This window comes from Brevundimonas sp. (assembly GCF_030704825.1).
Taxonomy (GTDB): Bacteria; Pseudomonadota; Alphaproteobacteria; order Caulobacterales; family Caulobacteraceae; genus Brevundimonas.
The window spans coordinates 1-10,644 of sequence record NZ_JAUYNX010000026.1 but is presented as its reverse complement, the minus strand read 5'-3'; the positions used below and the strand labels follow the sequence as shown (position 1 = coordinate 10,644).

Genomic DNA, 10,644 nt, shown 5'->3' with positions numbered 1-10,644 from the left:
CGGTGACGCCCTCCACCTGGGCCTGGCCGCCCAGCTTGCCGTCGGTGCCGACCTCCTTGGCCACCCGCGTCACCTCCGAGGCGAAGGCGTTCAGCTGGTCCACCATGACGTTGATGGTGTCCTTCAGCTCCAGCACCTCGCCGCGCACCTGCACGGTGATCTTCTTGGATAGGTCGCCCTTGGCCACGGCGGTGGTCACCTCGGCGATGTTGCGGACCTGGCCGGTCAGGTTGTCGGCCATCAGGTTGACGTTGTCGGTCAGGTCCTTCCAGGTGCCGCCGACGCCTTCCACCCGCGCCTGGCCGCCCAGCTTGCCTTCCGTGCCCACCTCGCGCGCCACCCGGGTCACTTCCGAGGCGAAGGCGTTCAGCTGGTCCACCATGGTGTTGATCGTGGACTTCAGCTCGAGGATCTCGCCCTTCACGTCGACGGTGATCTTCTTCGACAGGTCGCCCTTGGCGACCGCGGTGGTCACCTCGGCGATGTTGCGGACCTGGCCCGTCAGGTTCGCCGCCATGAAGTTCACATTGTCGGTCAGGTCCTTCCAGGTGCCGGCCACGCCTTTCACGTTCGCCTGCCCGCCCAGCTTGCCCTCGGAACCCACTTCGCGGGCCATCCGGGTGACTTCCGAGGCGAAGGAATTGAGCTGGTCCACCATGGTGTTGATGGTGTCCTTCAGCTCCAGCACCTCGCCCTTCACGTCCACCGTGATCTTGCGGCTCAGGTCGCCGTTGGCGACGGCCGTCGTCACCTCGGCGATGTTGCGGACCTGACCCGTCAGGTTGGCGGCCATGAAGTTCACATTGTCGGTCAGGTCCTTCCAGGTGCCGGCCACCCCCTTCACGTTCGCCTGGCCCCCCAGCTTGCCCTCGGTGCCGACCTCGCGCGCCACCCGGGTCACTTCCGAGGCGAACGAGCCCAACTGGCCCACCATGGTGTTCACCACCCGGCCGATGCGCAGGAATTCGCCGCGCAGGGGCTGCTCCTCGTTCTCGAGGTCCATGGTCTGCGACAGGTCGCCCTTGGCCACGGCCCCGATCACCCGGGCCATTTCCGCGGTCGGATGGACCATGTCGGCGATCAGGGTGTTGACCGCGTCGACGCTCGCCGCCCAGGAGCCCGTCGCGGCCGGGACCCGGGCGCGGTGGTTGATCTTGCCCTGCCTGCCGACCAGTTCGCCCAGACGGCTGAACTCGCGGCTCATCCGGTCGTTCAGCTCGACGACGTCGTTGAAGACCTCGGCCAGTTCGCCATCCATGCCCGTCAGGCCGCCGGGCAGCCGGACGGAGAAATCTCCTCGTCGGAAGGCGCGCAGGGCGGTCAGGAGCTGACGATTGTCGAGGATGGGTTCGGCAACCACGGCGGCGATCGACATTGTTGGGCCTTCGGAACAGAAGCTATTTCCATCCGGAGGTCGAACACGATGGTCGGCTGGACCGGAACAGCGCCGCGCGCGGACCCCACCCCCAGCCGATCACGCCATCCTGCTGCTTCCCCCGAACCAACTGCTGACAACCGCGAACTTCACGGGAGGTTCCGCGTCCGACCGGAAATTCTCCCGCATTGCCAATCGCGCGCCAGGCGGTAGGTTCCCTCCCCATGTCGCCAGGGCCGAAACCGGACCACGAGCGGTGAATTCGCCGCCCGCCTCCTCGCTGGATCCCGAAATTGTCGCCTTCATCGAGGGCGCCATTCCGTCAGTGTGGGCGCTCGAAACCCTCCTGCTTCTGCGCCGGAGCCCCGCCGCGTCGTGGACGCCCGAGACGCTGGTCTACGAGTTGCGGGCCAGCGCGCCCCTGGTCAACGACTGCCTGCAGCGTCTGCAACAGGCCGGGCTGGCGATGGAGGCGGACGGGTCGTTCCGCTATGCGCCCGCCTCGCCCCGGTTGGGAGCTCTTTGCGAGGGGCTGGAAGCCGCCTACCGTGAGCGTCCGGTCGCCGTGGTGAACGCCATCGCCTCGATGCGGCCGGATCCGCTGAAGGGCTTCGCGGATTCGTTTCGTCTGGGGGGGTGGAAGCCGTGACGGAGTGGGCGCCGGGAATCGTCTATGGCTTGTGTCTGCTGACCAGCGCCGTCTGCGCCGGCCTTCTGACCCGGTCGTGGCTGAGATCCCGCCAGGCGCTCCTGCTGTGGAGCGCCGCCTGCTTCTGGCTCCTGGCGATCAACAATCTTCTGGTGGTGCTGGACATGGTGATCCTGCCCGGAATCGACCTCTCGCCCGCGCGTCAGGCGACCGCCCTGCTGGCGGTCGGCGTGCTGATCTACGGCTTCGTCTGGGAGGTGGACCAGTGAGCGTCGCCCTTGCCGCCAGCGGCGCCATCATCATGGGCTATGCGGTCGCCGCCCTGTTTTTCCTCAAATTCTGGCGGCGCACCGGGGATGGCCTGTTCCTCGCCTTCGCCGCCGCCTTTCTGCTGATGGCGGCGACCCCGCTGCTGACCATCGTCATGAAGGTGCCGCGCGAGGAACAGAGTCCCTTCTATCTGCTCCGGCTGCTGGCCTTCCTCATCATCATCGTCGCCGTCGTCGCGAAGAGCGCGGCACGGTCACGCGCGTCCGGGATCGACGTCAAATAGGGTCGCGGCCGGGGTCCGGCTCTAGGCGGCCTCGGCGTCGGCCGTCGGCGCGGCCGTGGCCAGCGCATGGGAGATCGCCGCGAACAGGGTCGCCGCGGTCACGGGCTTGGACAGATGGCCGTCGGCGCCGGCCCTGCGGCCCGCTTCGACATGTTCGGCCATGGCGTTGGCGGTCAGCATCAGCACCGGCGTCCGGGGCCAGCCGCGCTGGGCCTCGAAGGCGCGGATCCGGGCGGTCGCGGTGAGGCCGTCCATCACGGGCATCTGCATGTCCATGAGCACCAGATCGAAGCCGCCGTTCTGGTAGGCCTCGACGGCTTCGCGCCCGTCCGCGGCGCACACCAGCTCCGCTCCGCTGCCGGAGAGCAGGATCTCGATGACCTTGCGGTTGGCCGGGTGATCGTCGGCGAGGAGAATTCGCAGCGCGGCCGCCTCCAGGTCGGCGTCGGGAAGGGTCGCGGCGTCTCCGCTCGCGACATCCGCCGGCGGCAGGGGAATCTCGAACCAGAACCGGGAGCCGACGCCGGGCTGGCTGTCGCAGTCCAGCGACCCGCCCATCAGTTCGGCCAGTTCGCGCGAGATCGCCAGGCCCAGGCCCGTGCCGCCGAATCGCCGCGTGATCGATCCGTCGGCCTGATGGAAGCGCCCGAAGATGCGCGCCTTCTGATCGGGCTCGAAACCGACCCCGGTATCCACGACGGTGAAGCGCACGCGATCGTCCGCAAGGCTCTCCACGCGCAGGCTGACGGAGCCGGTCGCGGTGAATTTCAACGCATTGCTGATCAGGTTGGTCAGAACCTGCCGGACGCGCACGCCGTCGCCATAGACCCGCGTCTCGATCCCGTCTTCCATCCCGACCTCGAGGGCGACGCCCTTCGCCGCGGCCTTCGATTCCCACAGGGCCGCCGTCTCCCGGACCAGATCGCCGAGATGGAACGGCGCCGGTTCGATGGTGATCTGGCCGGACTCGATCTTGGCGCTGTCGAGGATGTCGGACAGCAGGCGCTCGAGGGTTCCGCTGGACGACCGGACGATGTCGACCATCTCCCGCTCCCGCGGGCCCAGATCGCTTCTCGCCAGGGCGTCGGCCATGGCGACCACGCCGTTGAGAGGCGTCCTGATCTCGTGACTCATATTGGCCAGGAAGTCGCTCTTGGACCGGCTGGCCTCCTCCGCGGCCCGGCGCGCGAGCCGCAGATGCCCGGCGGACCGCCATTGCCAGACCAGGAGGCCGGCGGCGGTCAGAATGAAGACGACCGCGATCCCGACCATCCAGCGTTGCCAGCCGATGACGTCCTTCTGCAGCTGGGTGTTGGCCCGGGCGGTGTCGAGCTGACGACGACGCTGGGCCAGTTGCTCCTGCATCTCCCTCGTGACCTGGCCGATCCCCGCGCTGAACCGGCGCGCGGTCTGCACCTCGCGCGCCTTGTGATAGGCGTCCAGTTGCTGGAAGGCCTCCCGCGTCCGGCCTTCGGTGAACAGCAGGGCGGCCTCGACCTTGGGGACCTCCGAGAACCCGTCTTCCCGAAACAGGCCCGCGGCCTCGCGGCGCCGGATCTCGGCCAGATCCCGCCGGGCCAGCCGGACCTGACCCGTCCGGGCATAGGCGAGCGCGCGCGTCGGCAGCAGTTGCGGCGCGAGAAAGGAGGCCGCGCCCAGATCGGCCCCATAGGGCGAAAGGCAGTCCAGGACGGCGCGCGAATCGCCGCGGCCCTCGGCGACCATGGCGCAGAGATTGGCGTCGTAGACCAGCAGGCTTTCGAGATTGGCGCGTCGGGACAGCCGATGGTGCGCGGCGTAGAGCCGGTCCGCCAGGTCCTGGTCGCCGACCTGCACCGACAGGCGGGTCAGATTGTACAGGGCGTCGAAATCCGGCCGGGGATAGGCGGGGTTCGAATAGTCGATCTCGAACCGGCGGAACGCCGTCGTGGCGCCCTCGATGTCGTTCAGCTTCATGAGGCCCATGCCGGTGACCTCCCACAGTCCGGCCCGCGCGGTGTCGGCATAGGGCGCGTTCTCGGGAATGACGGCGTCGGCCTCGGTCAACAGCCTGAGGCCGTCGCCGATGTGATCCTGATCCATCAGCGCAAGGGCGCTGAGCCGCATGGCGTGGACCTTGACGAACCAGTCGGTGGCGGTGCGGGCGATGCGGTGCATTTCCGCCGCGGCGCCCGAGTCGCCGCTGTCGTACCGGATGGCCAGGGCGTTCAGCCGGGCGATCCCCTGATAGCGCGCATCGTCCTGGACCCGCGCGGCCTCGGCGAGGCGGTCGTTCCAGGCCGCCGCCCGCTCGAAATCGCCCTGGTTCAGACTGATCCAGGCGACATGGTAGAGCCGGTTCAGCCCTTCGCGCGTCGGCCGGGCCAGCGCCGCCTCGCCGAAGGCTTCCAGTTCGGGAAAGCTCGTGACCGCGGCCCGTTGCTCGACGCGCTCCGCCAGCTCGATCCGGCTCTCGCGCGACTGCGTCGCGGCGCGCGCGCCGCCCGGAACGGCGAGCGCCGCGAGAAGCAGGGCGACGAGAACAAACTTGACTGGGTGCATGTCGATTCCAGGGATGAGGACCGATTATCACCCGGCGACCCTTTCCCAAGCTTTAGCGAGCCCCGGACTTTCACCCGCGCGAGCGTCCGGTCGGTGGACTTCCACGCGTCGCCGCGTCAGCGTCCCGGCATGGCCGAATCGTCCGTCCGCACGTCCGCATCGCCCGGCTTCTACGAATTCTTCGCCGGCGGCGGCATGGTGCGCGCCGGTCTGGGCGGTGGCTGGCGCTGCCTGTTCGCCAACGACTTCGATCCGAAAAAGGCCGACGCCTACCGCGCCAACTGGGGCGACGAGGCCCTGCGCGTCGGCGACATCGCCGGCCTGGCCGCCGACGATCTTCCCGGCGCGGCGGATCTGATGTGGGGATCGTTTCCCTGTCAGGACCTGTCGCTGGCGGGCGCGGGCGCGGGCCTCGGCGGGACGCGATCGGGGACGTTCCACGACTTCTGGCGGCTGGCGCGGGCCCTGGCCGGGGACGGCCGGGCGGCGCGGATCGTGGCCGTCGAGAACGTCTGCGGCGCGCTGACCTCGAGCGGCGGTCGCGATTTCGAGATCATCTGCCGGACCTATGCCGAGGCCGGCTATCGTTGCGGCCCGCTGGTGATCAACGCCGACGGTTTCCTGCCGCAGTCGCGGCCCCGGCTGTTCGTGATCGGGGTGCGCGAGGACGTCGCCATCCCCTCGGCCCTGACGCGGCCCGCGGCGGCCGGCCCGTTTCATCCCGCCACGCTGCGCCGGGCGGCCGACCGCCTGCCGACGAACCTGCGGACGCGCATGATCTGGTGGCGCCTGCCCGAGCCCGAACCCCGGCCCGCCACGCTGGAGGCGCTGATCGAGCCGGATCCATCCGGCGGACGCTGGCACTCCGCCGCCCAGACCGCGCGGCTTTTGACGCTGATGTCGCCGGCGAACCTGGCCAAGGTCGAGCTTGCGCGCCAGGAGGGCGGGCGGCGCGTCGGGACCCTGTACCGGCGCACCCGCAGCGACGCCTCGGGCGGCAAGGCGCAGCGGGCCGAAGCGCGGTTCGACATCGCCGGTTGCCTGCGGACTCCCGGCGGCGGGTCCAGTCGCCAGACCGTCCTGGTGGTCGAGGCCGGCGTGGTCCGGTCCCGTCTGATGTCGGCCCGGGAGACGGCCCGGCTGATGGGCCTTCCGGACGGCTACCGCCTGCCCGATTCCTACAGCGCCGCCTGCCATCTGACCGGAGACGGCGTCGCCGTGCCTGTCGTGCGGCATCTGGCGCGATGGCTGTTCGAACCCTTGCTCGGAGAACCGGCCCGGTTCCGGGCGGCGGCCTGAAGAGCCCGCCCGGCTCCGCGCTCGACCCGCTATCGGCGGCGTCGCCGACGCTTGGCTATTCCACCACCTCCACGCCCCACGGTCCAAGGCGCAGCGTCCGGTCGACAGACTGGCCGGAGAGCACGCCGCGGCCGGGCGCGCCGAGCGGAACCTCCTTCGGCTCGCCCGTCGTGTTGACGTAGAGAGTGCGCCCCTCGACGACCCGCGCGTACACGCGGTCCAGCGGCGGGGCGGGGTGCTGTCCCTCGGCCGGGCCACCTCGGCCGGCGAGGTGTGGCTGGATGGCGCCAAGGTCGCCGACGCCCGGCCCGGCGCCGAGGTCTCCGCCCCGCTTCCCCCCGGCGAGGGAGAGCGATCGCTGGTGATCCGGCTGCAGGCGACCCGCGGCCGGCCGACCGGTCTTCTCGACGTCGTGACCCTGCGCCCCGCCGATCCGCCGCCCCGGTCCTGAAGGCGGACATTTTCCGGGGTCCCGGAGAAGTCAGGCGCGCGTCGGCGCACCCGACCGCCGGGCGGCCGTTTCCGGCCGGCGCCGGAACCGCATCACCGCTTAACTTTTGAAAGAAATGGTGGACGCGACAGGGATTGAACCTGTGACCCCTTCGATGTCAACGAAGTGCTCTCCCGCTGAGCTACGCGTCCGCCGTAACGGTTCCGGACAGGTCCGGAACGGGAAGGCGCGGTCTATAACCCGGCCGGTTTGCAGTCTGCAAGGGCGAAACGGAACAGCCCGCGCTCAGGCAGCGAGCGACCGCGTCGCGAGCGATAGCGCCCTGAAGAAAGCTCCGCGCTCAGGCAGCGGGCGACCGCGTGCCGAGCGACCGCGCCCTGCTTTAAGCGGCGACCATTCGCTCCACTTCGCCGACGAGGTCGCGGAGGTGCACCGGCTTGGACAGCACCTTGGCCTGCGGACTGGCCTGGGCGGCCGACAGGGCCACGGCGGCGAAGCCGGTGATGAACATGATGCGGATGCCGGGCTGGCGGGCGGCGGCGACGCGCGCCACCTCGATGCCGTCGGCGCCGGGCATGACGATGTCGGTCAGCAGCAGGTCCCAGGGACCCTGGTCGAGGGCGTCGATGGCGTCGTCGCCGTTCTCGCAGTCGACCACCGAATGGCCCGCCCGTTCCAGCGCCCGCGTCAGGAAGCCCCGCAGCGAGTGATCGTCCTCGGCCAGAAGAATGCGCGCCATATGTGAAAGTCCGCCCCGGTCGTCTTCTTTCCGCGACGCTACGCCGCGACTGGTAAACCCGCCATGAAAATCAGGGGCCCGCCGCGGCCCCTCCCTGTGGATGGCCGGGCGAAACAGGCTATGGCTGACAGCATGGATCAGGGGCGGGACGGGAGCGATGGGAGCGGCGGCGACGCCTTCGTCGTCCTGCGCCCGGCCGTCCCGGGCCGCTTCGTCTTCGCCTCGCCCCATTCGGGCGTGATCTATCCGCCGGACATGGGCGCCGATCCGACCCTGCCGGAGGCCAGCCTGCGCAGCGCCGAAGACGCCCTGGTCGACCGGCTGATCGCACCCGGCGTGGATCACGGGGCGACCGTGGTCCTCGGCCGTCTGGGCCGGGCCTGGGTCGATCTGAACCGCGATCCCGCCGATCTCGATCCGGTCCTGATCGAGGGCGCGGGCGAAGGTCCCGGCTCGGCGCGGACGGCGGCGGGCTATGGCGTCATTCCCCGCATGACCGGCGACGGGCGGGCCCTGTACGACCGCCGCCTGACGCTGGACGAGGCCCGGGCCCGCATCGCGGGGACCCACGCGCCCTATCATGCGGCCCTGGCCGACCGGATGCGCGCGGCCCGCGAGCGTCACGGCGAGGCGATGCTGATCGACTGGCACTCCATGCCCGCGCGCGCCGCGCAAGGGTCCGGCGGCGCCCGCGGGCCGGACGTCGTGCTGGGCGACCGCCACGGGTCGTCGTGTTCGGCCGGGCTGACGCGGCGTCTGCGGCGGGCGTTCGAGGCGCTGGGCTGGCGCGTGGCCCTGAACCAGCCCTATGCGGGCGGCTGGACCACCCAGACCTGGGGCCGGCCGGCCGAGGGCTTCCACGCCGTCCAGGTCGAGTTGAACCGGGCGCTCTATTTCGACGAGGCCGCCCGCGCGCCCGGTCCCGGCTGGCCGCGGACGGAAAGCGGCGTCGCCCGCGTCATTTCGGCCCTGCTGTCCGTCGATCCGGACCGGACATAAAAAAAGCCGCGCCCGAGGGCGCGGCATGAAGTCTATAGGGAGGAAACGCCCAGGAAGGGCAAGACGCCCGGAGGCGTCGAAAATCAAGCTAGTGTGCGGTGCACAAATCGTCAAGACGGTATTTCGCACCTGCGATCACGCCGTGTAACGGCAGGTTCGAGCTACACCATCGGCCCGTAAGCGGTTTCATCGGAAAAAATTATCCCTGCGACAGCGCATCTGCGAACGAGCGTGGCCTTGCCGGCGTCAAGGCTCCAGCAGCCGTCGCGCGCTGCGGATCGCGCGGGCCGCCGGCGACCCCGCCTGGCGCCAGACCAGCAGGCAGAAGGCCGCCCCCACGCCCAGGGCCAGCCACAGGGGCCCGAACAGCCAGGCTGCGGCCGCCAGGGCGAAATAATAGCCGCGCACGCCCTGGCTGAAGGCGCTCAGGGCCGGATTCAGCAGGTTGGCCGCCGCATCGCCGAGAGCGACGCGGTCCGCCTCGGTGTGCACCTCGGGCGCCGCCCCGATCAGGGCCAGGGCGTAGTTCAGCTGCCGGATCGACCAGATGAAATCCAGCAGGCCGCGCGCCAGGCAGACCAGCATCAGGGCCAGCTTGGCCTCCAGCAGCTTCATCGGCATGTCCCCCGCCCCGACCGCGGCGAAACCCCGCATCGCCTGCTCGCCGCCGAACAGCACGCTGGCCACGGCCGCGATCAGCAGCAGATTGGTCGAGGCGAAGAAGCCGCCGGAGTTGATGGTGTGGCCCAGCAACTGACTGTCGACCAGCCGGATCTCGCGGTGGGTCATGGCCGTCATCCACACCCGCCGGATGACCAGCATGTCGTCGTTCAGCGTGCCGCTGCGTCGCGCCAGCAGGCCGAGCAGCGGGCCATAGCCGAGCCAGCACAGAATGAAGAGGCCCAGCGCCAGCCAGTCGAACAGGGTCATCGGATGCTCCTCGTCACGGCTTCATGGTGACGCGCGGAGCTCCCGCGCTCAAGCAGCGAGACGCCCAGCGCCGAGCGATAGCGCGCAAACCAGCGCTCAAGCAGCGAGACGCCGCGCGTCGAGCGATAGCGCGCAAGACAAGCTTCCCCGCTCAAGCAGCGAGACGCCGCGCGTCGAGCGACGGCCCGCAAACAACCCTCTCCGCCTTGCTTCGGGCGCCGTGCGCGCCTATCACGCCCGCCACCTTCGTATCGCACTGCACCATAAACGAGCGCGCCATGAACATCGACGCCATCCCCGTCGGCCCGAATCCGCCCTGGGACGTCAATGTCATCATCGAGATTCCGCAGGGCGGCCTGCCGGTGAAGTACGAGATGGACAAGGCTTCCGGCGCCCTGTTCGTCGACCGCTTCCTGCACACCGCCATGTACTATCCGGGCAATTACGGCTTCATCCCGCACACCCTGTCGGACGACGGCGATCCCTGCGACGTGATCGTGCTGAACCCGACCCCGGTGGTGCCGGGCTGCATCATCCGCTCGCGCCCCATCGGCGTGCTGAAGATGGAAGACGAGGCCGGCGGCGACGAGAAAATCCTCGCCGTGCCGGTCGACAAGCTGAACCCCTACTACACCGACATCGCCAGCTACCGGCAGCTGCCGACCATCATGGTCGAGCAGATCGAGCACTTCTTCACCCGCTACAAGGACCTGGAGAAGAACAAGTCGGTCACCGTCAAGGGCTGGGGCGACGCCGGCGAGGCCGCCGAACTGATCGCCATCGGCATGCGCGCGCATCAGGACAAGCTGAAAGCCGCCGCCGGCAAGGCCGCCAACGCGGCCTGAATCCCGCCTTCCCTCTCCGCTTGAGGGTCGAGGAGGGACGCCGCCCCAATCGTCCTTCTCCCCTTGAGGGAGAAGGTGCCCCCGGAGGGGGCGGATGAGGGGGCTGCCTCCGCGAGCGGAATGGCGAGAGCAGACGCGGTCCACGGACAGACGGGTGTTTCACCCCTCATCCGTCTCGCTTCGCGAGCCACCTTCTCCCTCAAGGGGAGAAGGAATTCGTGCTGCGACAATTTCATTTCCAGACACAGCAATTTTCGCAACCC

The 10,644-nt window shown here is 69.5% G+C and carries 12 protein-coding genes and 1 tRNA gene; 7 read left to right on the top strand and 6 right to left on the bottom strand.

Features of this window, described 5'->3' with window-relative positions:
- On the bottom strand, nt 1–1,375 hold a 1,375-nt coding region (locus Q8Q71_RS13565; protein WP_305760133.1), incomplete at its 3' end, for a HAMP domain-containing protein.
- Nucleotides 1,376–1,631: 256 nt separating this feature from the next.
- Here Q8Q71_RS13565 and Q8Q71_RS13560 point away from each other — a divergent pair.
- From Q8Q71_RS13560 to Q8Q71_RS13550, 3 genes are read left to right on the top strand one after another with little or no spacing between them, the layout of a single operon-like run.
- Nucleotides 1,632–2,024: a hypothetical protein gene (locus tag Q8Q71_RS13560; protein ID WP_305760132.1), complete on the top strand. Its 393-nt coding sequence runs from the start codon at nt 1,632–1,634 to the stop codon at nt 2,022–2,024.
- Entirely contained in the window at nt 2,021–2,293 is a 273-nt protein-coding gene (locus tag Q8Q71_RS13555; RefSeq protein WP_305760131.1) for a DUF5985 family protein, read from the top strand. The genes Q8Q71_RS13560 and Q8Q71_RS13555 overlap by 4 nt, the downstream gene beginning before the upstream one ends.
- The gene (locus Q8Q71_RS13550) at nt 2,290–2,577 is read left to right on the top strand and encodes a DUF5985 family protein (RefSeq protein ID WP_305760130.1); all 288 of its coding nucleotides are present in this window, start codon (nt 2,290–2,292) and stop codon (nt 2,575–2,577) included. The genes Q8Q71_RS13555 and Q8Q71_RS13550 overlap by 4 nt, the downstream gene beginning before the upstream one ends.
- A gap of 21 nt (nt 2,578–2,598) precedes the next feature.
- Here Q8Q71_RS13550 and Q8Q71_RS13545 read toward each other — a convergent pair whose 3' ends face one another.
- The gene (locus Q8Q71_RS13545) at nt 2,599–5,118 is read right to left on the bottom strand and encodes an ATP-binding protein (protein WP_305760129.1); all 2,520 of its coding nucleotides are present in this window, start codon (nt 5,116–5,118) and stop codon (nt 2,599–2,601) included.
- A 129-nt stretch (nt 5,119–5,247) separates the two neighbouring features.
- Here Q8Q71_RS13545 and Q8Q71_RS13540 point away from each other — a divergent pair, with 129 nt between their 5' ends.
- Nucleotides 5,248–6,417: a DNA cytosine methyltransferase gene (locus Q8Q71_RS13540; protein WP_305760128.1), complete on the top strand. Its 1,170-nt coding sequence runs from the start codon at nt 5,248–5,250 to the stop codon at nt 6,415–6,417.
- A gap of 55 nt (nt 6,418–6,472) precedes the next feature.
- On the opposite strand, the gene Q8Q71_RS13535 is transcribed toward Q8Q71_RS13540, so the two are convergent.
- Nucleotides 6,473–6,631 carry a Beta-galactosidase C-terminal domain gene (locus tag Q8Q71_RS13535; protein WP_305760127.1) on the bottom strand — a complete coding sequence of 53 codons (159 nt, stop codon included), beginning with the start codon at nt 6,629–6,631 and terminating at the stop codon, nt 6,473–6,475.
- Nucleotides 6,632–6,652: 21 nt separating this feature from the next.
- Between Q8Q71_RS13535 and Q8Q71_RS13530 the strand changes: the two genes are divergently transcribed.
- A complete protein-coding gene (locus Q8Q71_RS13530) occupies nt 6,653–6,868 on the top strand; it encodes a hypothetical protein (protein WP_305760126.1) in 216 nt (71 codons plus the stop codon).
- Between the two features lie 116 nt (nt 6,869–6,984).
- On the opposite strand, the gene Q8Q71_RS13525 is transcribed toward Q8Q71_RS13530, so the two are convergent.
- A tRNA-Val gene (locus tag Q8Q71_RS13525) sits at nt 6,985–7,059 on the bottom strand.
- A 191-nt stretch (nt 7,060–7,250) separates the two neighbouring features.
- Nucleotides 7,251–7,607, bottom strand: a complete 357-nt coding sequence (gene cpdR / locus Q8Q71_RS13520; RefSeq protein ID WP_056616494.1) for a cell cycle two-component system response regulator CpdR — start codon at nt 7,605–7,607, stop codon at nt 7,251–7,253.
- A gap of 120 nt (nt 7,608–7,727) precedes the next feature.
- Between cpdR and Q8Q71_RS13515 the strand changes: the two genes are divergently transcribed.
- Nucleotides 7,728–8,606, top strand: a complete 879-nt coding sequence (locus Q8Q71_RS13515; protein ID WP_305760125.1) for an N-formylglutamate amidohydrolase — start codon at nt 7,728–7,730, stop codon at nt 8,604–8,606.
- A gap of 246 nt (nt 8,607–8,852) precedes the next feature.
- Here the strand turns inward: Q8Q71_RS13515 and Q8Q71_RS13510 are convergent, their stop codons facing one another.
- A complete protein-coding gene (locus Q8Q71_RS13510) occupies nt 8,853–9,536 on the bottom strand; it encodes a DUF599 domain-containing protein (RefSeq protein WP_305760124.1) in 684 nt (227 codons plus the stop codon).
- A 278-nt stretch (nt 9,537–9,814) separates the two neighbouring features.
- On the opposite strand from Q8Q71_RS13510, the gene ppa reads away from it, so the two are divergent.
- Nucleotides 9,815–10,381, top strand: a complete 567-nt coding sequence (ppa, locus tag Q8Q71_RS13505; protein ID WP_305760123.1) for an inorganic diphosphatase — start codon at nt 9,815–9,817, stop codon at nt 10,379–10,381.
- Nucleotides 10,382–10,644: the final 263 nt, after the last annotated feature.